A 22,429-nucleotide genomic window follows, 5' to 3' on the forward strand; every position below is an offset into this window, starting at 1 on the left:
GAACAGGTCGGTGTTCTTGTCGCCGTTCATCGCTTTCTCGATCGAGCGCTGGGCGGCCTGCTCGAGCTGCAGCTTGTCCGAATAGCCGTTGCTCATGTCGACCATGCCGATCAGCATGGCGGCGAGGAACGGCGCGACCAGAGCCAGCTCGACGACCGATGCGCCGCGCTCGTCGCGGCGGATGCCTGGACGCCGGATCATCATGCCACCAGCCGCACGTGCTGGTCCATGATCGAATCGTCGCCGTAGCCGCCGGAGCAGGTGTTATCGATGCTGCCGTTGCCGGAGAACTCGATGACATAGGAAACGAACTGGGCGCAGGTGAATTCGAGGCCGCCGGTGCCGTTGAGCCGGATCAGCTGGTTGGGGAAGTACATCGCGCCGCTCAACACCGACGAGCTATTCCCGTTGATGCTGTTGACCTGGTTGTCGCCTTTAGTCGCGCGGCGATCCTGGTAGAACAGGATATTGTCATAGGTGCCGGACGTCGGCGCGGTCATGTTGAGCTCCGACCCGCCGTTGAAGTCGAGCTTGCCGATGGTCGGCGTGCCGCCGTCGCTGTTGGTAAGGATGATCGTGCACCCCGTGCAGCTGACCTTGGCCTGCGCCCCGGTGGAGAACCCGCCACCGTCGATGACGTAGGTGGCGCTGCCCAGCTTGAGCGTGCCGTTGACCGTGATGTCGCTGACGCACTGCACGCCGGTATCGGTGCTGCGGTCGACCACCGTGTGCTGGTTGTTGATGGCGATCTTGTTGGCATTGCCCTTGCACGGCGCAAAGGTCGGCGGGTTGACGTCCTCGTAGGGGTCAGCCTGCTTGACGGTGAACGGCAACAGCTCGGCGCCGTTCCAGTGCGTACTGCTTTGAATGTCGCCGACGGCGGCGACCGGAGTCGCGTCCACGCTCGACGAGCCCGTGGCGATGGCCGCGGTGAGCGAGGTCGAATTGGTGATCATCCCGCCACCGAGGTTGATATCGGCATTACCCGTCGCGAGGATTCCGGTCGTGCCATTCTCGACCAGGCTGACGACGCAATAGACGCCGGTGGCGACCGTCGCCGCCGTGGCCTCCGCGGTGATCGTCGGCGGGCTGGTCAGGAACAGCGACGAGAAGCTCAGATTCTTCTGCAGGCCGAGCTTGACCTTGACCGGATTGCGCCAGTTGGCGCCGGCCGGGTGAGTGATCTGCGGATAGGCGCCGAGCAAGGCGATGTTGGTGTGGTTGTGCCGGCCAAGATCGCCATTGACGGCGGTCGTGACGTTGCTGATCGACCCGTTGTTGTAGATGCGGTCGTAGACACCGGCGAGCGCGGCCGAATCGGCGGCGCGCTGGAGCTGGCGCTTCCACAGCGCCCACTGGATGGTGTCGCTGGCGAGGCCCGCCGAGCCGATGACTAGCGGCAACGCGCCGGCGAAGATCAGCAGGGCATTGCCGCGGCGATCAGACCACAGCCGCTTCATCGATCGAATCATCGGTCAACCCTTTGGAAATCGGTGCACATGACGCCCGTCTAAAGCGAACACGGTGTGCGAACCGTTCAGGGCTGTGGTTAACGGGTGGCTGACCATGGCCGGATTGTCCCAAAATCGGCCCGCCCTTGAAGCCACGCGTCTTATATCTATAATACAGTCAACCCCCTTGCGCGGGGATGGCGGGCCGTTCACCGTCTCGCTGAACCCGCATGCATGGGCAGGATGAGGACCGATCGATGGCGACCCAGGAAACGACTACCGCGACCAAGCTCAAGCTCGACCCGCCGGCGCCGCTGCAGCCGCTCGAGCCGGCCGCCGCCGCCGGCCTGGTCCCGCTCAAGAGCGAGGAGACCAGCCAGCTCGACAAGAAGGTCGCGCAATTCATCGACGAGCTCGCCGCGCTCGACGCCAACAGCCCCGAGTTCGGCAAGAAGGTCGACCAGCTGACCGCGATGGGCAGGAAAGAGATCGCCGAGGCGGCGGGCGCCTCCAACCGCTTCCTCGACCGCCCGGTCAAGGCGATCGACGCCGACACCGGCATCGGCGCCGATCTGACCGAGCTGCGCCGCACGGTTCAGGCGCTCGATCCCAAGGAAGCGACCAAGACCCGCAAATTCCTCGGGATCATTCCGTTCGGCAACCGGGTCGACCGCTACTTCGACAAGTATCGCAGCTCGCAGAGCCACATCTCAAAAATCCTCAGCAGCCTCGGCAACGGCAAGGACGAGCTGCTGATGGACAATGCCGCGATCGACACCGAGCGCGCGGGCCTGTGGAAGACCATGCACAAGCTCGAGCAGATGGTGCACATCTCCACGAGCCTCGACCGCCAGCTCGAGGACAAGGCCAACGAGCTCGACGCGACCGACCCGGCCAAGGCCAAGGCGATCCGCGAGACGGCGTTGTTCTACACGCGCCAGCGCACCACCGATTTGCTGACCCAGATGGCAGTGACGGTGCAGGGCTATCTCGCGCTCGACTTGGTCAAGAAGAACAATGTCGAACTGGTCAAAGGCGTCGACCGCGCTTCGACCACCACCGTGTCGGCGCTGCGCACCGCGGTCACCGTCGCCCAGGCGATGACCAACCAGCGCCTCGTGCTCGAGCAGATCGGCGCGCTCAACACGACCACCGCGGGGATGATCGATTCGACCGGCGAGCTGCTGCGCACCCAGTCGGCGGCGATCCACGAGCAGGCGGCGTCGTCGACGATCCCGCTCGAGACGCTGCAGCGCGCGTTCCAGAACATCTATGAGACGATGGACCAGGTCGACCAGTTCAAGCTGACCGCGCTGACCAACATGAAGCAGACGGTTGAGACGCTTGGCAGTGAAGTCGAGAAATCCCGCGGCTACATCGCGCGCGCCGAGGGCGTCGAGAAAGCGCGGCTCGAAGGGCCCGCCGCCTCGCCGTTCGCCCCGATCGAGAGCAAATGACGACGGAGAAGTTCGACCTGGTGATTGCCCGCGCCGACCGCGTGATGGCGCAGCTCGACCAGCGTGGCGGGCCGGCCCGCGCGGCTGCCAAGCGCGAGCGGCAGCGGCTCAACTCGGACCTGAAGCGCCGCGTCGGGCGCGCCGGGGTGGCGATCATCGCGGTGTCGGTGATCACCATCGTCATCGGGCTGATCATGCCGATCGGGATGTTCGGCTTCCTCGCCGCGGTCGGGCTGGCGATCGGCATCGCGGCGCTGCTCGCGTTCATCCCGGGCGAGCGCGCGACCGCCACCGCGCCCGCCGCGGACCTCCCCAACGGGTCAATGGTCCAGCGGTTCGACAGCTATCTCTATCGCACGCGCGCGGCGCTGCCCGCCCCGGCGCAGGCCGAGCTCGACGCGATCAGCGCGGCGCTGCCGGCGCTCAAGCAGACGCTCGAGCGGGTCGAGGCGCTCGATCCCAATGCGCAGGACGCGCGGCGGCTGATGTCGACCCATCTGCCGGGGCTGATCGAGCGCTACGCCCATGTCCCCACCGCCTTCCGCAACGAGCGCGACGGCGAGGGCATCAGCGTCGACGAGCGGCTGGTCGAGGGGCTCGCCGCGGGCCGCGCCGCGCTGTCCGAGATTTCCGAGAAGATCGCGCGCAGCGACGTGATGGCGTTCGAGACCCAGGGCCGCTTCATCAAGTCGCGCTACGGAGAAGAGCGCATCGACACCTAGCCGACGATCGCAGCAGCCCTCAGCCGGGCCATTTCGTCACCATCTAGGCCCAGCCCCGCGAGCACCTCATCGGTATGCTCGCCCAGCCCCGGGGGCGGCAACTCCGCATCCGCCCGCTCCCCGTCGATGCGCACCGGCGAGCCGACCAAAGGCACTCCGCCGATCGTCCGCACCATCGCGCGGTGCTTCGCCTGGACGTCGGCGAGGGTTTGCGAAATGCGGTTGATCGGGCCGGCCGGGATGCCCGACGCTTCCAATGTCTCGAGCCACTCGGCCGCGGGCTTTTCGCGGATGCAGTCGCCCACCAGCGCGACGATCGCGTCACGGTTGGCAACCCGCGCGGCATTGGTCGCGAAGCGCGCATCGCTGGTCCATTCGGGATGACCGCACATCGCCGCCAGCCGCGCGAACTGGCGGTCGTTGCCGACCGCGATGATGATCGGCTGGTCGGCCGCGGCGAACGGTTGGTAGGGCACGATATTGGGATGGGTGTTGCCCTGCCGCGGCGGGTCCCGGCCCGAGATCAAGGCGTTCGAGGCCTGGTTGGCGAGCATCGCGACCTGGGTGTCGAGCAGGGCCATGTCGATATGCCCGCCCTCCCCGCTCGAATGGCGCCGGTTGAGCGCGGCGAGGATGGCGACGGTGGTGTACAGACCGGTGAACAGGTCGACCACCGCCACCCCGACCCGCATTGGGCCGCCGCCGGGCGCGCCGTCGGGCTCGCCGGTGATGCTCATCAGCCCGCCCATGCCCTGGATGATGTAATCGTAGCCGGCGCGCTCGGCGTAGGGGCCGTCCTGGCCGAAGCCGGTGATCGAGGCGACGATCAGGCGCGGGTTGGCGGCGCGCAGCGAGGCCGCGTCGAGCCCGAACTTGTGCAATCCGCCGACCTTGAAATTCTCGACCACGACGTCGCTGGTCAGGGCCAGCTTGCGGACCAGGTCGGCGCCCTCGGCTTGCGCAAAATCGATTGCCGCGGATTTCTTGCCGCGGTTGGTGGCGAGGAAATAGGCGGCGACTTTGGCGTCGCCCTCGCCGTGCCACGGCGGCCCCCAGTGGCGGGTGTCGTCGCCGACTTGTGGCCGCTCGATCTTGATCACCTCGGCGCCGAGATCGGCGAGTAATTGGGTGCACCACGGCCCGGCCAGCACGCGCGACAGATCGAGCACTTTGAGGCCGGCCAGCGGCGCATTCATCGGCGGCGCTTCCACGGGCGGCGGTCGGCGAGAACGGCGCGCGCGGCGTTATGCCCGGGCGCCCCGGTGACCCCGCCGCCGGGGTGCGCGCCCGAGCCGCACAGATAGAGGCCGGGCAGCGGCATGCGGTAGTTGGATGCGCCGATCATCGGCCGCGCGGAAAACAATTGGTCGAGGCCCATCTTGCCGTGGAAGATGTCGCCGCCGATCAGCCCGAAGCGCCGTTCGAGGTCGAGCGGCGAGTGGATCTGGCGGCCGAGCACCGACCTGGCGAACCCCGGCGCGTGCGAATCGACGGTGGCGATGATCGCGTCGGCGGCCTTGTCGCGCTCGCTGTCCCAGCTCCGCCCCGGCCCGAGGTCATAGCGAAAATGCTGGCAGAACAGGCTCGCGACATGTTTTCCCTTGGGCGCCAGGCTCGGGTCGAGGGTCGAGGGGATCAGCATCTCGATGATCGGCTGCTTCGACCAGCCGTCGCGCTTGGCGTCGACATACGCCTTGTCCATGTAATCGAGGCTCGGCGCCATGATGATGCCCGCAGTGTGGTGGTTGCCCTTCTTGGGCAGCACGGTGAACTTGGGCAGCTCGGCCAGCGCGACGTTCATGCGGAAGGTCGCGCTCTCACACTTCCAGTTGGTCATGCGCTGCTCGACCTCGGCCTCGACCGCCCCCGCCGGGACCAGCCGGTCAAACAATAGCTTGGGATTGACCCCGGCGACCACGACATCGGCGCGCCACGCCTTGCCGCCGGCGACCACGCCGGCCGCGCGATGCTTGTCGACGATCACTTCCTCGACCGGCGTATTGAGCAGGATGTCGACCCCGGCCTCGCGCGCCGCGGCGGCCATCGCCTGGGTGATCGCGCCCATCCCGCCCAGCGCATGGCCCCACGCCCCGGGCACCCCGGCCGCCTCGCCGAACAGATGGTGGAGCAAGACGTAGGCGGTCCCGGGCGCGTCGGGCGAGGCGAAATTGCCAACCACTCCGTCGAAGCCGAACAGAGCCTTGGTCAAATCGCCCTCGAAATGGCGGTTGAGGATGTCGGCTTCGCTGCGCGTCGCGAAGTCGTGCACGATGCGGATTTCTTTCGTCGACAGCCCGACCATGTCGCGCCCGAGCCCGAGCAATTTGGGCAGGCCGCCGATCCCCGCGCCGACCTCGGGCGGGGCCTTGAGCAGCCATTTCTTGAGCAGCGGGACGACCGCTTCCAGCTCGGCGATGTAGCGGTCGTAGGCCTCGCCGTCGGCCTTGACGTGGCGCGCGATCTCCCGCCGCGTCAACCCGCCGCGCCCGGCGAGCAGATAGTCGCCGTCGCCGGGCAGGAAATTGTCGGTCTTGCGCAGCACGACCTTGAGCCCGTGGCGCTCGAGCTCGAGGTCGCGGATCACCGTCGGGTTCAACAGGCTGACGGTGTAGGCGGCCGCGGAATTCCGGAAGCCCGGCAAAAACTCGTCGGTCACCGCCGCCCCGCCGACCGTCCCCGCGGCCTCGAGCACGGCGACCTTGAGGCCCTTCTTGGCGAGATAGAAAGCGCAGGTCAGCCCGTTGTGGCCGGCCCCGATGATGATCGCGTCGTGCACTCGGTACCCCCCGTCGTCGGCGCGCCCGCTGGCCGCCGCCTGCTCCCTAGCGCCGCTCCGGCGGCTTCGCTACGCCCGCCGCGACAATATGTGAGCCGGCGGCGCCCGCCCGCCGTTGGGCGAAACCGCGCGGCGCTTCGCCGAACCAGGCGCGCCTCGCGCAACCAACGCGACCAAGGTTGCGGCGGATTGAACGGGAGGGTGCGATGCGCGGGTTGATGATCCCCATGGCGGCGGGAATCGTCGTGGCGCCCCTGGCCGGAGCCGCTCCCGCGCTCGCGCAGGCAAGCGAGGCGCGGGCGCCGGTCGACGTGGCGAAACTGGTGGCGGCGACGCGCGCCTTGCTCAACCGCCATTATGTCCTGCCCGCGCTGCGCCCGAAGTTCGACGCCATGCTCGCCGAAGGACTGGCCGCGGGCCGCTACGCCGACCCCGATCCCGAAGCAGTCGTGCGCAAGATCAACGCCGACCTAGGCCGGGTCACCCCGGACAAGCACCTTGGCCTGATGTACGACCCCGCTCAGTCGCGCGCGCTGGCCGCCGCGCCGCCCAATGCCGGCGCCGACGACGCGCCGCCGAGCGCCGCCGACATCGCCAACGCGGCGAAGCAGAATCACGGGCTGGTCCAACTCAAGCTCCTGCCCGGCAACATCCGCTATCTCGAAACCACCGGGTTCGTGTGGGCCGGCGAGCCGAGCGAGCGCGCCTATGACGACGCCATGCGCTTCCTCGCCGGGGGCGACGCGGTGATCATCGACATGCGCCGCAACGGCGGCGGCGACCCGTCGGCCGTGCGCTACATGGTCAGCCACTTCCTGCCGCCCAACCGCCCGCTGATGACCTTCTACATGGGGTCCGACCGCGTCGACACCTCGGCCAGCCTGCCGGCGCTGCGCGCGCCGCGGATGGTCGGCAAGCCGCTGTACGTCCTCACCAGCGGCGGCAGCGCGAGCGCGGCGGAGGAGTTCATCGGCCATGTCGCGGGGTACAAGCTGGGCGAGATCATCGGCGAGAAATCGGCCGGGGCGGGCTTCCGCAACGAGTTCTTCGCGCTGCCCGAAGGGATGGTGATCAGCATTTCGGTCGGCCGCGCGGTGCTCGCCTCGACCGGCAAGGACTGGGAAGGCGTCGGCATCGCGCCGACCACCGTGGTACCCGTCGACAAGGCGCTTGAAACTGCCCAGGTCCATGCGCTGCGCCGGCTCGCACAAACGGCGGCGCCGGCCGACAGGCCGGAGCTCGAGGCCGCCGCCACGTTGCTCGCCGCGCAGGTCCAGCCGGTGGCAACCGCTTTGCCGCTCGCCGCCTACGCCGGGACGTTCGGCGAGCGCAGCGTCACGCTCGAGGATGGCAAATTGGCGTTCCAGCGGCGCGGCGGTCACAAGATTTCGATCGTGCCGATCGGCGCCAACCGCTTTGCGTTCGTCGACGACGCCCGCACCCAGCTCGAGTTCGCCGTGGCGGGCACCGCCGTCACCGGCTTCGAACTGTTCCGCAACGACGGCAGCCGGGTGGTCGCAACGCGCAATCCCTGACCCAGGCGGGTCAGCGCATCAGCACCAGTTCCTCGGCCATCGTCGGGTGCAGCGCCACCGTCGCGGCGAAATCGGCCTTCTTGAGCCGAGCCTTGACCGCGATCGCGGCGGCCTGGAGGATTTCGGGCGCGTCGGGCCCGATCATGTGGATGCCGACGATCTCGTCGCTGGTGGCGTCGACCACCAATTTATACAGCGATCGTTCGTTGCGCCCGGCGAGCACGTTCTTCATCGCGCGGAAGTCCGAGGTATAGACCTTGATCGAGCCCAATTTGTTGCGCGCCTGGCCCTCGGTCATGCCGACCCCGGCGAGCGGCGGATGGCTGAACACCGCGCTCGGGATGCAGCCGTAATCGACCTTGCAGGGGATGTTGCCAAAGAAGGTGTCGGCGAACGCCTGGCCCTCGCGGATCGCGACCGGGGTCAATTGCACGCGGTCGGTGACGTCGCCCACCGCGAACACCGATGCGGCCGACGTGCGGTTGTCGTCATCGACCTTGATCTCGCCCTTGTCGCCAACCTCGACCCCGGCCGCGGCGCAGCCCAGCGCCTCGACGTTGGGCCGCCGCCCGACCGCGAACAGCACCTCGTCCGCCTCGATGTCGTCGCTGCCTTTCATCACCAGTTTCAATGAGCCATCGTCGCGCCGCTCGATGCGCTCGAAGGTGGTGTTGAACTTGTAGTCGATACCCTTGCGGATCGAGATCTGCAGCAGGCGGTCGACCAGTTGCTGGTCGTAGCCGCGGAGCAAAGTATCGCTGCGATTGACCAGCGTCACATGCGCCCCGAACTGGTGGAAGATGCCCGCGAACTCGTTGGCGATGTAGCCGCCCCCCGCGATCACGATGCGCTTGGGCATGCGCTCCAAGTGAAACACTTCGTTGGAGCTGATCGCATGCTCGATGCCCTCGACTTCGGGCATCAGCGGCCGCGCGCCGGTGGCGATGAGGATTTTCCCCGCGCTCAGTTTCTTGCCCGACGCTAAGGTGACTTCGGTCGGGCCGGTCATTTCGGCGCGTTCGTGGAAAATCTCTACCTGATGATTGGTAAGCGTCTCTGTGTAGGCGGCCTCGAGCCGCGACACTTCGGCCAGCACATTATCGCGCAGCACCGGCCAGTCGAAGCGCTTGGTCGGCACGTCCCAGCCGAACATCGCGGCGTCCTCGAGGTCCTCAGCAAAGTGCGCGCCATAGACCAGCAATTTCTTGGGCACGCAGCCGCGGATGACGCAGGTGCCGCCGACCTTATGCTCCTCGGCGATCGCCACTTTAGCGCCATGGCCGGCGGCGATCCGCGCCGCGCGCACCCCGCCCGAACCGGCGCCGATCACGATCAGGTCGAAGTCGGCCATCAGATTCCTGCTCTCTTGATCAAGGCGCGCGTGGAGGCGTCGAGCAAACCCTGAGCCTCGCCCTCGCCAATCGCGCGCGCAATGTCCTTGCCCAGCTCGACCCCGAACTGGTCGAACGGGTTGATCCCGAGCAGCACCGCATTGGCGAAGGTGCGGTGCTCGTAGAAGGCGATCAGCGCGCCGAGCGAGCGCGCGTCGAGGCGCTCGATCAGGATCGTCGCCGACGGCCGGTTGCCGGGGTAATTGCGCTGGGCATCGTCGCTGGCCCGCCCCTGCATCAGCGCCGCGCCCTGCGCGAAGGCATTGAGCAGCAGCAGCCGGTGGTGCTCGGAATCCTGCGCGTCGTCATTGTCGCGCACTGCGACGAACTCGACCGGCACGGTGACGCGACCCTGGTGGAGCAATTGGAACACCGCGTGCTGGGCGTCGGTGCCGGTTCCTCCCCAGGTCACCGCCGCGCTGGCCCGGCCCAGCGGCTTGCCGTCGGCGGTCGCCGACTTGCCGTTCGATTCCATCTCGAGCTGCTGGAGATAGGGCGGCAGCAACCGCAGCCGCTCGTCATAGGCGAACACGGCGCGGGTCTGGCAGCCGAGTGCCTGGACATACAGCTGGTCGGCGCAGGCGGCGAGCAGCGGCGCATTGGCGCCCGCTTCCGAAAAGCGAAAGTGCCGGTCCATCTCGGCCGCGCCTTCGAGCAATTCCTCGAACGCGTCCCACCCCAGCGCGAGCGCAGCCGACACCCCGACCGCGCTCCACAGCGAGTAGCGCCCGCCGACCCCGTCGTCGAACAGCAGCACGCGGGTTTCGTCGATCCCGGCCGCGACTGCCGCCTCGGGCGTCGCGGTGACCGCGATCAGCCGCCCGTGGGGGTCCGCCCCGCCCGCCTCGGCCAGCCACTCGAGCGCGGCCGCCATATTGGCCAGCGTCTCGCCGGTAGTGAAGGTCTTCGAGGCTACCACCACCAGCGTGCTTGCCGGGTCGAGGCCGTTGACCGCGGCATCGAACGCCTCGCCGTCGATGTTGGAGAGGAAGCGCACCTCGAGCCGCGCGCCGTTGCGCCCTAGCGCGTCGACCAGCAGCGCCGGCCCGAGCACCGACCCGCCGATCCCGATGTGGAGAATGGCGGTGACGTCGTCGAACGCCCCGGCCTCGATCGCGTCGACCAAGGCGCGGGTGCACTGCCGCCGCGCGGACGCCAGCGCGACCGCGTCGGGGGCCCCGCTGCCGCGCTCGGCGACATGGGTCGCGGCGCGGTTTTCGCTCGGGTTGACCACCGCGCCGGCAAACAGCGCCTCGCGCGCGGCGTCGAACTTCATCGCCTCGGCGAGCGTCTCGAAATGCCCCAGCAGCGCCGCATCGAGATGGGTCTTGGACCAGTCGAAATAGAGCCCCGCGACCTCGACCGTCAGCCGGCTCAGCCGGTCCGGCTCGGCCGCGAACAGCGCGGCGAGGCCCTGCACGGCGTGCGTTTCGATCGCGCTCCACGGGCCCTTCGCCATGGCCACGCCTCATAGCCGCGCCCCTCCCAAAAGCCATAGCCGCTTGACGGCCCCGCGGCGGGCGGACAAGCGGCGCCGATGGCCCGCCGCACTTACTCGTCCGACGCCCCTGCCCGCGCACGCGGCAAGGACGGCGGCGTGATCCGCTTCCTGCTCACATTCGCCTTGCTCGCCTGGGTCATCCGCAGCTTCATCGCCGCGCCGTTCCACATCCCCTCGGGCTCGATGCTGCCGAGCCTGTACATCGGCGACTATCTGCTCGTCGCCAAATGGCCATACGGCTACAACCGCCATAGCTTCCCGTTCGGTTTCCCCTCGTTCGACGGGCGCCTGCTCGGCGGCGCGCCCGAGCGCGGCGACGTCGTCGTGTTCCGCCACCCGACCGACGAGGCGGACTTGATCAAGCGCGTCATCGGCCTGCCCGGCGACACGATCGAGGTGCGCGGCGGAACGCTGATCCTCAACGGCCGCCCGCTTGCCCGCGAGGCGATCGCCCCGTTCGCCATGCCGGTCAGCGCCAACAGCCCGTGCAAGGTGGTGCCGCCGGCGACCCCGATGGTTCGCGCCGGCGCGGACGGCGGGACGACCTGCCTGTTCCCGGCCTACCGCGAAACGCTGCCGGGCGGCCCGAGCTACACCGTGCTCGACCAGGTCGACACCCCGCGCGCCGACGATTTCCCCGCGGTCAAGGTGCCCGCCGGCCATGTTTTCCTGATGGGCGACAACCGCGACGACAGCCTCGACAGCCGCTTCGCGCCCAATGAGGGCGGGGTCGGCTTCCTGCCGCTGGACCGCCTCGTCGGGCGCGCGCTGGTGACCTTCTGGTCGACCGACGGCGGCGCGTCCTACGTCAAGCCGTGGACCTGGTTCACGTCCTTGCGCGGGGGCCGCATCGGCAACGGCTACACCGGCGACCCCGAATGAACGCCGACGCCGCCGCCTTCGTCCGCGACCAGCTCGGCCACCAGCCAAAAGACCTCGCCGCGTTCGAACGCGCGCTGACCCATTCCAGCCTCGGCAAGGACAGCTACGAGCGGCTCGAGTTCCTCGGCGACCGCGTCCTCGGGCTGGTCGTCGCGCGCTGGCTGTTCGAACGCTTCGGCAATGAGCCGGAAGGCAATTTGTCGCGGCGGTTCAACGCCTTGGTTGCGCGCGAGACGTGCGCCGAGGTCGGTCGCGCGCTCGGCCTTCCGCCGCTGATCCGCCTCGGCCGCCAGGCGCGCGAGGACCACGCCAGCCAGAGCGACAATGTCATCGGCGACGTGGTCGAGGCGCTGATCGGGGCGCTGATGCTCGACGGCGGGCTCGACGCCGCCGACGCCTTCATCCGCCGCGCCTGGGCGCCTTTGATCGAGAGCCAAGGCGCCGCTCCGCACCACCCCAAGTCGGCCCTCCAGGAGCTCGCCGCCGCGCGCAACCTCAAGCCGCCGGCCTACGAGATCATCGCCCGCACCGGCGCCCACCACGCCCCCCGCTTCACCGTCCGCGTCGCGATCAAGGGCGCCGGCGAGGCGGAGGCCGAGGGCGCCAGCAAGCAGGAGGCCGAAACCGCGGCAGCGACGGCTCTGCTGGAGCATCTACTCCCCTCCCGCAGAGCGGGAGGGGCCGGGGGAGGGCCTGTGCAATGACCGACAGCGGACAACCCCTCCCCCCAGCCCCCTCCCGCGAGCGGGAGGGGGAGCAGCGCTGCGGTGTGGTCGCGGTGCTTGGCGCGCCCAATGCGGGGAAATCGACGCTGGTCAATGCGCTGGTCGGGCAGAAGGTCGCGATCGTCTCGGCTAAGGCGCAGACCACCCGCGCCCGACTGATGGGCATCGCGATCGCCGGCGAGACCCAGATCATGCTGGTCGACACGCCCGGCATCTTCACCCCCAACCGCCGCCTCGACCGGGCGATGGTCAAGGCCGCGTGGGAAGGCGCCGACGAGGCCGACCGCGTGGTGCTGGTGATCGACGCCGCAGCCAAGGTCGCGGCGCGGGTCGAGCAGGTCCTTGAGGGCGTCGAGCAGCGCGGCGAGCCCAAGATCCTCGTCCTCAACAAGGCCGACATCGCGCCCAAGGAGGCGCTGCTGACGCTTGCCGCGCGCTTGACCGAGCGATTGCAGCCCGAAGCGACCTTCATGGTCTCGGCGACCAGTGGCGACGGCGTCGCCGACCTTCGCGCGCACTTGGCCGCGGCGATGCCCGCCGGCCGGTGGCATTTCCCCGCCGACCAATTGACCGACGCCACCGAGCGCATGGTCGCGGCCGAGCTGACGCGCGAGCAGCTCTACCTCCAACTCCACGCCGAATTGCCGTACGCGGCCGCGGTCGAGACCGAGAAATGGGAGGACCGCAAGGACGGCTCGGCGATGATCCACCAGCAGATCCTGATCGAGCGCGACAGCCAGAAGGCGATCATTCTGGGCAAAGACGGCTCACGGCTGAAAGCGATCGGCCAGGCCGCGCGCGAGGCGATTGCCGAGCATCTCGGGCGCAAGGTCCACTTGTTCCTGCACGTAAAGGTCAACCCGCGCTGGGACGAGGACCGCAGTCTGTACAAGGACATCGGGCTCGACTGGGCCGATTAGGGCAGCACCTCCTCAACCCACGCCGGCACCAGTTCTGCCGCGCGACCGATGCGGACGTCATCGAAATACACGCTGCCCAGGCTCGGCTCGAGGTTGATCTCGAGGCAGCGCGCCCCGCAGTAGCGCGCGGTCTGGACGAACCCCGCCGCCGGATACACCGCGCCCGAGGTGCCGATCGAGACGAACAGGTCGCAGTCGCGCAGCGCCTCGTCGATCCGCTCCATGTCGTACGGCATCTCGCCGAACCACACGATGTCGGGTCGCACCTGGCCCGATTCCGCGCAGGACGGGCAAATATTGAGATCGTTCGTGTCGAGCGAAGTCGAGACACCCCCCGCCAACGTCCCTCGACTTCGCTCGGGACGAACGGTGTGGGGAGACATCGGTCCTTCCCACGCAAACCGCGCATCGCACGCCAGGCACCACCCGCGCAGCAACTCGCCGTGCATGTGCAGCAGCCGCTTCGCACCCGCGCGCTCGTGGAGGTCGTCGACATTCTGCGTCACCAGCAACAGATCGCCCGGCCACTCCGCATCGAGCCGCGCGAGCGCCTGATGCGCCGGATTGGGCACCACCTCCCCCAGCCGTGCCCGCCGCGCGTCGTAGAATTGATGCACCAGCGCGGGGTTGCGCGCGAACGCCTCGGGCGTCGCGACATCCTCGACCCGGTGCCCCTCCCACAGCCCGTCGGTGGCGCGGAACGTCTGCAGCCCGCTTTCCGCGCTGATCCCTGCGCCGGTCAGGATGACGATGTTGCGGGCGTCGCGCATCGACCCCCCTCTATCGCCGTTGCACGCCTCGCGCATTCATGTTTCTCTCCCGGCCTCCTCAATCAAGGACACCCGCGATGAAACAGCTGCTTGCCGTGATGCTGTGCGCTTCGGCGCTGACCGCCTGCGACGCGATGGGCGCCAAGGACCCCGCGATCGACACCGCCGCGGTCGAGCAGCAGTTGAAGGGCATCGAGGGCCAGTGGATGGCCGATTACAACGCGCGCGACGCGGTCCGCCTGGCCGAGCATTATGCCCCCGACGCATCGCTCGCCAACCCCGGCGCGCCGCTGGTCAGCGATGCGCTCGGCCGCCGCGCGGCGATCGCCACGATGGTGTCGGATCCGAACTTCCGCCTGCAGTTCGCCAGCGACCGCACCCAGGTCGCCAAATCGGGCGACCTCGCCTACACCCGCGGCCACTTCACCATGCAGTCGACCGACCCCGCGACCAAGCAGCCGCGCAGCGATACCGGCTCCTATCTGACGGTGTGGCAGAAGCAGGCCGACGGCAGCTGGAAGGCGGTCGAGGACTTCATCACGCCGGGCGCGCCGGCCGCCGCCACGGCGCCCGCGCCAGCCGGCTGACTGAAGTCAATGACTCACGCTTGAAGCTAGGGTAAATTCGCCGCCGGGAGCGTGCGTTCAGGCGCTTCCCGAGTCGCAGAGGGTGGGGCAATCAAGCGGATACTGACCTCGCGCTTGCCGCAACGGCTGGCCGGCAGAGTGCCGCCACGGCTGACCGAGCTCGGCATCGGGCTGCTGTCCGCCGTGATTGCCCTCGGCCTGCGCCTCGCGCTGAGCCCGCTGGCCGGAGACCGCGCCCCGTTCGCGTTCGTGTTTGTCGGGCTGATCGTCGCGACCGTCCTGGCCGGCTGGCGCAGCGGGCTGGTCGCCCTGGTCGGTGGCCAGCTGCTGTCCTGGTATTTGGTAGTCGAACCGCAGGGGAGCTTTGCCCTGCCCGACCGCGCCCAGCTCGGCGGCCTGGCCATCGCCACCGTTTCCGAACTCATCGTGCTCACGGTTATTGCACTCTACCAGCGCGAAATCGACCGCGCCGGAGAGGCCCGCGAACGGCGTCTCGACCTGCTCGGCGAAGCCTTGAGCGAGATCGACCACCGCACCCGCAACAATTACCAAACCGGGCTGGCGCTGGTCCTGCTGCAAGCGCGTCAGGCGCCCAACGGCGAGGTGCGCGAGGCGCTGACGCAAGTCGCCGACCGCATCAAGGCGGTGTCGCTGGCGACCGAGCAACTCGCGCTGCGCAGCGACAACCTCGGCACCGTCCGCCTCGGTGACCATCTGCGTGAACTGTGCTCCCAGCTCCACCGCGGCCTGTCGCGCGACGAGGTGCGGGTCGAATGCGTCACCGACGACATCACCGCCAGCGCCGAAAAAGCGATCTACATCTCGGTGATCGTCAACGAGCTGGTCACCAACGCGCTCAAGCACGCGTTCGACGCCACCGGACGCGGGGTCATCCGGGTCAGGTCTTCACGCATCGACGACGGCGCCGAGTTCCTCGTCGAGGACGATGGGGCGGGCATCCAGGCCAGGCCCCACCCGACCAGCGGGGGCGGGCTCGGAACCAAGCTGGTCGCGCGCTTCGTCCGCCAGCTCGGCGCCACTCACCACGTCGCCTCGTCCGGCGAGGGCACCACGCACCGCCTGTACGTGCCGTCGTTGCAGTAGCGCACGCGGTCGGCCAGGCTGGCGCAGATGAGCAAGCCTGTCATCCGTGTCGGCATCGGCGGCTGGAATTACCCGCCGTGGCGCGGCACTTTCTATCCCGACAAATTGCCCCACGCGCGCGAGCTCGAATATGCCGCGCAAGCGTTCGGCGCGATCGAGATCAACGCCACTTTCTACGGCCGGCAGAGCCCGGCCAGCTGGGCCAAATGGGCCGCCGCCGTGCCCGACGGTTTCCAGTTCGCGATCAAGGGCTCGCGCTTTTGCGTCACCCGGCCGAAGCTCGCCGACGCCGGCGAAGGCGTCGGTAATTTCCTCGCCCAGGGCCTGTCTGTGCTCGGCCCCAAGCTCGGCCCTTTGCTGTGGATGCTTGCGGCGCGCCGCCAGTTCGATCGCGACGACATTGCGCGCTTTTTCGACTTGCTCCCGCGCGAGCTCGACGGCCTCCCGCTGCGGCACGTCATCGAGCCGCGCCACGACAGCTTTCGCGACGACCGGTTTTTCGACTTGTGCCGCGCGCACGATGTCGCCGTGGTGTTCGGCGACGACGACGAATTCCCGTGCCTCGACGCGGACACCGCGAGCTTCGCCTACGCGCGATTGCAGCGCATGCGCGAGGACATCGCGACCGGTTATGACGACGCCGCGCTCGATGCGTTCGCGGCGCGCGCCAAGCGTTGGCAAAGCGCCGGCCGCGACGCCTATCTGTTCATGATCAACGGCGCCAAATTGCGCGCGCCGGCGGCGGCGCTGGCGCTCTCGCAGCAGCTCGGTATTCGTCCCCTCATTTCGGATTAGGAACGACTCGGTGCGCCGTGCTTAATCGCCGCGGGGGGTCGGCGTTCCGGCTGCCTGTCTTTCCGCGTAAAGCGCCGGTCCTTCTGGCCGGACACTCGGCCGCCGGCGTCCGTCCGCGGCCTCATGGGGGAATAAGCGATGCACAAGTGGATTATCGGCGCGGCCGCACTGGCCAGCGCACTCGCCACCACGCCCGCTCTGGCGCAGGACAGCAGCTACAAATTGGGCCCGCTGTGGACCGCGGCGCGGATCGACGTCGTCGACGGCCAGTATGAGAATTACATGGACTGGCTCAACAAGACCTGGGTCGACAATCAGGCGTTCGCCAAGTCGCAGGGCTGGATCCTCGATTATTACATCCTCGACAACATCAACCCGCGCGACGGCGAGCCCGACCTCATCCTGCTCACCCGCTTCGCCGATTACCCGTCGGTCAAGGAATCCGATCGCCGCAGCGCGATCCTCAACAAGCGCATGAACCAAGACGACCACAGCGCCGAGGCCGCCAGCGGCCAGCGCGGGTCGATGCGCAAACTGATGGGCAGCGTGCTCTACCGCGAGCTGCAGAAGAAGTAGCCGTTCGGCCCAGCGCCGGTGCCCGGATTGCGCCGGCACCGGCGCTGCGCCATGACGCTCGGATGCGTCCCAAGACCCAGCCGCTCCGCCTCGCCTTGTTCGCGCCCAAGGGCCGCATGGGGCAGGCGATCGCCGAGGCCGTCGCCGGCGATCGCGGGTTCGCGCTCGACCCCGACCACGCCGACGTGCTGATCGATTTCTCCGCCCCCTCGGCGCTCCAGGCGAGCCTCGACCGCGCCACCGCCGCCGCCATCCCGATCCTGATCGGCACCACCGGGCTCGACGATTTCGCCGGCCGCCGCATCGCCGCCGCCGCCGAGCAGATCGCCGTTCTGCAAGCCGCCAACACCTCGCTCGGGGTCGCCGTGCTGGCCGACCTCGTCGAGCGCGCCGCCGCCGTGCTCGGCCCCGAGTGGGACATCGAGATCGCCGAGACTCACCACCGCAACAAGGCCGACGCCCCGTCGGGCACCGCGCTGGCGCTGGGCGAGGCCGCCGCGCGCGGCCGCGGCAAGCCGCTCGCCGCCGAGCGCGGGCGCAGCGGTACCGGCCTTTCCCGCGGCGTCGGCGCGATTGGATTCGCCGCCTTGCGCGGCGGCACCGTCGCGGGCGACCACGACGTCCACTTCCTCGGCCCCGACGAGCGGCTGACGCTGACCCACCGCGCCGAGACCCGCGCCATCTTCGCCCGCGGCGCGCTCGCCGCCGCGCGCTTCCTCCACGGCCAGCCGCCCGGTCTCTACAGCATGCGCGACGTCGTCGACGCGCTGTGAACAAAGCGCAGGTTTTCGAGTTTTTCGAGCGGCTGGCGGCCGATAATCCGGCGCCGGTCACCGAGCTCGAGTATCGCGATCCCTATACGCTGCTGGTCGCGGTGGTGCTGTCGGCGCAGGCCACCGATGTCAGCGTCAACCTCGCGACCCGCGGGCTGTTCGAGAGCGCGGCAACCCCCGCAGCGATGGTCGCGCTGGGCGAGGAGGACGTACGCGCGGCGATCCGCACCATCGGCCTGTTCAACACCAAGGCCAAGAATGTCATTGCTTTGTCCGAGGCGCTGCTGCGCGATCACGGCGGCGAGGTGCCGCAGACCCGCGAGGAGCTCGAAAAACTCCCCGGGGTCGGGCGCAAGACCGCCAATGTCGTGCTCAACACCGCGTTCGGGCAGGAGACCTTCGCGGTCGACACCCACATTTTCCGCGTCGGCAACCGCACCGGCCTGGCGCCCGGCAAAACCCCGCTCGAGGTCGAGCTCAAGCTGGAAAAAATCGTCCCCCAGCCATTCCGCCGCGATGCGCACCATTGGCTGATCCTGCACGGCCGCTACGTGTGCAAGGCGCGGAAGCCCGAGTGCTGGCACTGCCCGGTCATCGACCTGTGCCGCTACCGTCCGAAAACCCCGCCGCCTAAACCCACCGCCGCTCGAAGCGCGAGCCCAGCGTCGTGAGCAGCTCGTACTGCGACAGGCCCGACGCTTCGGACGCGGTCGGCAGGTCGTAGTCGATCTCGACCCAGTCGCCCTCGCGCAAATCGCGCGCGGCGTCGCAGCCGAGCGCGATCAAATCCATCGACACTCGCCCCAGCACCGGCAGCGCCGCCTCGCCCGCGAATGCCGCGCCGCGGCCTGAGAACCCGCGCAAATATCCGTCGGCATAGCCGAGGTTGACGATCGCCGCCTCGGTGTCGGCCTCGGCGACGAACGTCGCGCCGTAGCCGCAGCTTTCGCCGGCGCGGATGGGGCGGCGCTGGATCACTTCGGCCTCGACCCGCGCGACCTGCGCGATGTGGCCTTCCGCCTCGCGCCGCGGCACCCCGCCGTACAGCGCCAGCCCGGGCCGCACGAGATCGAAGCTGTAATCCTGCCCGAGGCAAATTCCCGCCGAATTGGCGAGGCTGTAGCGGTTTGCGTCGACCGACCCCGCGACCTCGCCGAAGCGCTGCAGCTGCGCGGCGTTGAGCGCATGGTCCTCGTCGGCGCAGGCGAGGTGGCTCATCAGCGTGTCGATGCTCAGCCCTTCGAGGCAGCCGATCTCATCCACCCGCAGCCCAAGCCGGTTCATCCCGGTATCGACCATCACGTCGCACGCCCGGCCCGGCGCCGCCTGCTTCCACCGCGCGACCTGCCCGGGCGTGTTGAGGCACGGACGAGCGGGGGAAGCCAACGCTGTTGCAATGTCCTGAGGGCCAATCCCGTGGAGCACGACCAGGCTGCCCGCGAGCGGCCCCAGCGCCGCGGCCTCGGCCCACGTCGATACGAAAAAATCGCGGCACCCCGCGGCCGCCAGGACGTCCACCGCCGCGCGCGCGCCGAGCCCATAGCCATCGGCCTTGACCGCCGCCCCGCACGCCGCTCCCGCGTGCTCCGCCAGCCAACGCCAATTGGCCGCCAGCGCGGTCTTGTCACAGGTCAGGCGAAGGGGGCGGTGCATCTGGCGCCTATCTCCGTTCGTCCCGAGCTTGTCGAGGGACTGCCCTTCCTTGGCCGCCCGAGACAGGACAGTCCTTCGACAGGCTCAGGACGAACGGTCGAGCTGTTCAGACGCCGCCTCCCAGTCGCGGCCGTCGAAAAAGTCGATCGCCAGCTCGGGGCGGTCATCGAGGCAGTAGGCGTTGACGCTCCACGCCGCGGGGTGGCTGCGCGGCTGATAGAAGCTCTTGATGCCGCAGGTTGCGCAAAACAGGTGGTTGGCAGCGCCGCTGCCGAAGCGGTAGCCGGTCAGCGCGTCGGCGCCCTGGTCGAGCGCGAAGTCGCCGTGGGGCACGATGATGTGGAGGAACCCGCTCATCGCGCAAATCGAGCAATTGCACTCGAGCGCGGGGACCGGCGGGTCGGGCAGTTTCGCCGTGAACCGCACCGCGCCGCAGTGGCAGCCGCCTGTCGCCTCAATCATTCACCGAGGCTAGAGCGGCTGCCGGCTGGGGACAAGTCAGCGCGCGGCGAGGCGGATCGGCTCGGCCGGATCGACCGCGCCGGCAATCCGCCGGTCGCGCTCGGCGGCGAGCCGGGCCGAGGTTTCGGCACGGCACGCGCGCGCCAGATTCTTGCCGGCGAGGTCGACGTCGGACGGCTTGCCGCAGACATCGACGACGGCGATCGCCAGGCGCTGGTTGAGCGCGCGCTGCCCGGCCTTGGTCGAGAGGTCGAGGTCGGCGGTGCGCACGCTGGCGCTGACCTGGCTGACGTCCGCCGCATGCGCCGGGGCCGCCTTGATCGCGCCCGCGGTGATGAGGAACGAGGCGAGGATGATTTTGAGAGTCTTGGACATGGTCGCATTCCCTGTTGAGGTGCCGGATGTCCGGCGCGACCAACCAATTAGTCCCCTTTTCTCGCAAATGTGAGCAACGATGTTGCGCACCGGTTCTGCAATAATGCAGAATAGCCGGGACGCGCCGCGAGGCGCATGGGTGAGCCGATGCTCGACTGGAACGACCTCCGCTATTTCCTCGCCATCGCCCGCGGCGGGAGCACGCTGGCGGCTGGCCGCGCGATGCGGGTCAGCCAGACCACCGTCGCGCGCCGCATTGCCGCGCTCGAGCAGGCGGTCGGGCTGGCCTTGTTCGAAAAGCGCCAGGCCGGCTACGTCCTGACCGCGGCCGGCGAGGAAATGCTCGGCCACGCCGCCGAGGTCGAGGCCGCCGCGCTCAAGTTCGACACCGCGGCCGGCGCAAGCACGCGCGACACCAGCGGCACCGTGCGGCTAACTGCCGAGGAGATCTTCTCGGTCACGCTGTTCGGCCCGATGCTGCGCGAGCTCCACGACCTCCACCCGCACATCATGATCGAGCTCGACGCCGGCCAGGCGCTGCGCGACCTCGGCGCGGGCGAGGCCGACATCGCGCTGCGCAGCACGATCGGCGAGCAGGCCGCGGGGCTGGTCGGCCGCCGCATCTGCATCGACGATTGGACGCTCTACTGCAGCCGCGACTACGCCGAGCGCAACGGCATACCGGGCAGCGTCGACGAGCTTCGCGACCATGCCATCATTGGCGGCGGCGGCGGTAATTTGTGGCGGCACTACGAGGCGTGGCTCAAGCAGCTTGGCCTCGAGGACCGCGTCGCGATGCACCACGCGACCTCGAGCGGCCTGCTGTCGGGGGTGCGCTCGGGGTTCGGCATCGCGGTGCTCCCGTGCATCGTCGCCGATGCCGAGCCCGACCTCATCCGCTGCTTGCCCCCGCGCCAGGACCATGAGCGGATCCTGTGGCTGCTCACCCACGAGCGCGTCCGCCGCACCCCGCGCGTCCGCACCGTCATCGATTTTCTCTACCAGCGCCTCAGCGCCCACGTCCGCAGCCTCGGCGCGCGCAAGGCGGCGTGAGCGGCGCTCAGGCGACCGGCCCGCCGCGCCACTCGGGCATGGCGCGCTCGCCGAGCGCCACCGCAACCGCCGCGCGAGCCAGCAGCCGGGTCGAATCGAGCACCGGCAGCGGTGAATCCTCGGGCCGCACCAGCAGCGGGATCTCGGTGCACACCAGCGCCACCGCGTCGCATCCCTCGGCCGCCAATTTGTCGATGATCGCGACATATTGCGCGCGCGACTCCTCGCGGAAGTCGCCGAGGCACAATTCCTCCATGATCACCGCGTGGACCACCTTGCGGTCGGCCTCGCCGGGCACCGCGAAATCGAGCCCGCGCCGGCCCAATGCGCCGCGATAGACCGGCCCGCCCATCGTCCATTCGGTGCCGAGGATTCCGATCTTGCGGCGGCCGTCCCGCAGCGCCTGCTCGGCGACCACCTCGGCGATGTTGAGCCCGGGCAGCGGGAACGGCTCGCCCGGCGATTCCAACGCGATGTGCGCGCTATTGTCGGGGCAGATGAAGAAATCCGCTCCCGCCGCGGCGAGCTTCTCGGCGTCGCCGAAAAACATCCCCCGCAATTCCGCCAAATCGCCGCGCCCCCACGCGTCGAGCATAAGGTCCATCGCGACCCCGGTCAGGGTGATCTCGGGGTGGCGGTGCGGCCCGAGCTTGCGGATCCCCTCCATCCACGCCTCGCGATAGCACAGGGTCGCCCCCTCGGCGCTGTGGGCGAGGATGCCGATATGCTTCATCGCGCTACCGCTCACTCAACCGTCACCGACTTCGCCAGGTTGCGCGGCTGGTCGACGTCGGTGCCTTTCAAGACCGCGACATGATAGGCGATCAATTGCACCGGCACCGCATAGACCAATGGCGCGATCAACGGGTGGACGGCGGGCATCTCGATCGTCGCCATGCACCCCTCGCCCGCCGCGGCGAT

24 protein-coding genes are annotated in these 22,429 nt (G+C 68.9%); 13 read left to right on the forward strand and 11 right to left on the reverse strand.

Going from position 1 to position 22,429, the window contains the following annotated elements; all coding sequences use genetic code 11:
* A partial coding sequence (locus tag RMP08_RS03635; protein ID WP_310467629.1) for a pilus assembly protein occupies window positions 1-201 on the reverse strand: 201 nt, incomplete at its 3' end.
* On the reverse strand, window positions 201-1,472 hold the full coding sequence (locus tag RMP08_RS03640) for a Tad domain-containing protein (RefSeq protein ID WP_310467630.1): 1,272 nt from the start codon (window positions 1,470-1,472) through the stop codon (window positions 201-203). The genes RMP08_RS03640 and RMP08_RS03635, both read right to left, overlap by 1 nt.
* A 236-nt stretch (window positions 1,473-1,708) precedes the next feature.
* Between RMP08_RS03640 and RMP08_RS03645 the strand changes: the two genes are divergently transcribed.
* Together RMP08_RS03645 and RMP08_RS03650 are read left to right on the forward strand one after the other, a co-directional pair.
* Window positions 1,709-2,908, forward strand: a complete 1,200-nt coding sequence (locus RMP08_RS03645; RefSeq protein WP_310467631.1) for a toxic anion resistance protein — start codon at window positions 1,709-1,711, stop codon at window positions 2,906-2,908.
* Complete coding sequence (locus tag RMP08_RS03650; RefSeq protein WP_310467632.1) at window positions 2,905-3,630, forward strand: hypothetical protein; 726 nt, start codon at window positions 2,905-2,907, stop codon at window positions 3,628-3,630. Before RMP08_RS03645 ends, RMP08_RS03650 begins: the two co-directional genes overlap by 4 nt.
* Here the strand turns inward: RMP08_RS03650 and RMP08_RS03655 are convergent.
* Both RMP08_RS03655 and RMP08_RS03660 read right to left on the reverse strand, forming a co-directional pair.
* On the reverse strand, window positions 3,627-4,826 hold the full coding sequence (locus RMP08_RS03655; protein WP_310467633.1) for a CaiB/BaiF CoA-transferase family protein: 1,200 nt from the start codon (window positions 4,824-4,826) through the stop codon (window positions 3,627-3,629). The two genes, RMP08_RS03650 and RMP08_RS03655, sit on opposite strands and share 4 nt — an antisense overlap.
* On the reverse strand, window positions 4,823-6,406 hold the full coding sequence (locus RMP08_RS03660) for an NAD(P)/FAD-dependent oxidoreductase (RefSeq protein WP_310467634.1): 1,584 nt from the start codon (window positions 6,404-6,406) through the stop codon (window positions 4,823-4,825). Before RMP08_RS03660 ends, RMP08_RS03655 begins: the two co-directional genes overlap by 4 nt.
* A gap of 206 nt (window positions 6,407-6,612) precedes the next feature.
* Between RMP08_RS03660 and RMP08_RS03665 the strand changes: the two genes are divergently transcribed.
* A complete protein-coding gene (locus tag RMP08_RS03665) occupies window positions 6,613-7,941 on the forward strand; it encodes a S41 family peptidase (protein ID WP_310467635.1) in 1,329 nt (442 codons plus the stop codon).
* A 10-nt stretch (window positions 7,942-7,951) separates the two neighbouring features.
* Here RMP08_RS03665 and gorA read toward each other — a convergent pair whose 3' ends face one another.
* Together gorA and pgi are read right to left on the reverse strand one after the other, a co-directional pair.
* Window positions 7,952-9,292, reverse strand: coding sequence for a glutathione-disulfide reductase (gene gorA, locus RMP08_RS03670; protein ID WP_310467636.1), 1,341 nt, complete (start codon window positions 9,290-9,292; stop codon window positions 7,952-7,954).
* Window positions 9,292-10,791 (reverse strand): glucose-6-phosphate isomerase, encoded by a 1,500-nt coding sequence (gene pgi / locus RMP08_RS03675; protein ID WP_310467637.1) that lies wholly within the window; start codon window positions 10,789-10,791, stop codon window positions 9,292-9,294. Before pgi ends, gorA begins: the two co-directional genes overlap by 1 nt.
* A gap of 78 nt (window positions 10,792-10,869) precedes the next feature.
* Here pgi and lepB point away from each other — a divergent pair, with 78 nt between their 5' ends.
* The 3 genes from lepB to era are packed head-to-tail and all read left to right on the forward strand — an operon-like array spanning window position 10,870 to window position 13,360.
* Entirely contained in the window at window positions 10,870-11,715 is an 846-nt protein-coding gene (lepB, locus tag RMP08_RS03680; protein WP_310467638.1) for a signal peptidase I, read from the forward strand.
* A complete protein-coding gene (gene rnc, locus RMP08_RS03685) occupies window positions 11,712-12,419 on the forward strand; it encodes a ribonuclease III (protein WP_310467639.1) in 708 nt (235 codons plus the stop codon). Before lepB ends, rnc begins: the two co-directional genes overlap by 4 nt.
* Window positions 12,416-13,360: a GTPase Era gene (gene era / locus RMP08_RS03690; protein ID WP_310467640.1), complete on the forward strand. Its 945-nt coding sequence runs from the start codon at window positions 12,416-12,418 to the stop codon at window positions 13,358-13,360. Before rnc ends, era begins: the two co-directional genes overlap by 4 nt.
* Here era and RMP08_RS03695 read toward each other — a convergent pair.
* The gene (locus RMP08_RS03695) at window positions 13,357-14,130 is read right to left on the reverse strand and encodes an NAD-dependent deacylase (protein WP_310467641.1); all 774 of its coding nucleotides are present in this window, start codon (window positions 14,128-14,130) and stop codon (window positions 13,357-13,359) included. The two genes, era and RMP08_RS03695, sit on opposite strands and share 4 nt — an antisense overlap.
* Before the next feature lie 77 nt (window positions 14,131-14,207).
* On the opposite strand from RMP08_RS03695, the gene RMP08_RS03700 reads away from it, so the two are divergent.
* The 6 genes from RMP08_RS03700 (at window position 14,208) to nth (ending at window position 18,636) form a co-directional block, all read left to right on the forward strand.
* Complete coding sequence (locus RMP08_RS03700) at window positions 14,208-14,717, forward strand: DUF4440 domain-containing protein (RefSeq protein ID WP_310467642.1); 510 nt, start codon at window positions 14,208-14,210, stop codon at window positions 14,715-14,717.
* 138 nt (window positions 14,718-14,855) lie between these two features.
* Complete coding sequence (locus tag RMP08_RS03705) at window positions 14,856-15,821, forward strand: ATP-binding protein (protein WP_310467643.1); 966 nt, start codon at window positions 14,856-14,858, stop codon at window positions 15,819-15,821.
* 27 nt (window positions 15,822-15,848) lie between these two features.
* Window positions 15,849-16,616, forward strand: a complete 768-nt coding sequence (locus RMP08_RS03710; protein ID WP_310467644.1) for a DUF72 domain-containing protein — start codon at window positions 15,849-15,851, stop codon at window positions 16,614-16,616.
* Window positions 16,617-16,754: 138 nt separating this feature from the next.
* Window positions 16,755-17,192 carry a hypothetical protein gene (locus tag RMP08_RS03715; RefSeq protein ID WP_310467645.1) on the forward strand — a complete coding sequence of 146 codons (438 nt, stop codon included), beginning with the start codon at window positions 16,755-16,757 and terminating at the stop codon, window positions 17,190-17,192.
* Between the two features lie 62 nt (window positions 17,193-17,254).
* Complete coding sequence (gene dapB, locus RMP08_RS03720) at window positions 17,255-17,965, forward strand: 4-hydroxy-tetrahydrodipicolinate reductase (RefSeq protein WP_310467646.1); 711 nt, start codon at window positions 17,255-17,257, stop codon at window positions 17,963-17,965.
* The gene (gene nth, locus RMP08_RS03725) at window positions 17,962-18,636 is read left to right on the forward strand and encodes an endonuclease III (protein WP_310467647.1); all 675 of its coding nucleotides are present in this window, start codon (window positions 17,962-17,964) and stop codon (window positions 18,634-18,636) included. Before dapB ends, nth begins: the two co-directional genes overlap by 4 nt.
* On the opposite strand, the gene alr is transcribed toward nth, so the two are convergent.
* The 3 genes from alr to RMP08_RS03740 form a co-directional block, all read right to left on the reverse strand.
* A complete protein-coding gene (gene alr / locus RMP08_RS03730; protein ID WP_310467648.1) occupies window positions 18,596-19,618 on the reverse strand; it encodes an alanine racemase in 1,023 nt (340 codons plus the stop codon). The two genes, nth and alr, sit on opposite strands and share 41 nt — an antisense overlap.
* An 84-nt stretch (window positions 19,619-19,702) precedes the next feature.
* Window positions 19,703-20,080 (reverse strand): GFA family protein, encoded by a 378-nt coding sequence (locus tag RMP08_RS03735; RefSeq protein WP_310467649.1) that lies wholly within the window; start codon window positions 20,078-20,080, stop codon window positions 19,703-19,705.
* Window positions 20,081-20,116: 36 nt separating this feature from the next.
* Entirely contained in the window at window positions 20,117-20,455 is a 339-nt protein-coding gene (locus tag RMP08_RS03740; protein ID WP_310467650.1) for a UrcA family protein, read from the reverse strand.
* 135 nt (window positions 20,456-20,590) lie between these two features.
* Between RMP08_RS03740 and RMP08_RS03745 the strand changes: the two genes are divergently transcribed.
* Window positions 20,591-21,508 carry a LysR family transcriptional regulator gene (locus tag RMP08_RS03745; protein ID WP_310467651.1) on the forward strand — a complete coding sequence of 306 codons (918 nt, stop codon included), beginning with the start codon at window positions 20,591-20,593 and terminating at the stop codon, window positions 21,506-21,508.
* Window positions 21,509-21,515: 7 nt separating this feature from the next.
* Here RMP08_RS03745 and RMP08_RS03750 read toward each other — a convergent pair whose 3' ends face one another.
* Window positions 21,516-22,241 (reverse strand): amino acid racemase, encoded by a 726-nt coding sequence (locus tag RMP08_RS03750; RefSeq protein WP_310467652.1) that lies wholly within the window; start codon window positions 22,239-22,241, stop codon window positions 21,516-21,518.
* Window positions 22,242-22,429 lie beyond the last annotated feature (188 nt).

Origin of the sequence: Sphingomonas sp., from assembly GCF_031426035.1 — a bacterium.
In the GTDB taxonomy this organism is placed as follows: Bacteria; Pseudomonadota; Alphaproteobacteria; order Sphingomonadales; family Sphingomonadaceae; genus Sphingomicrobium.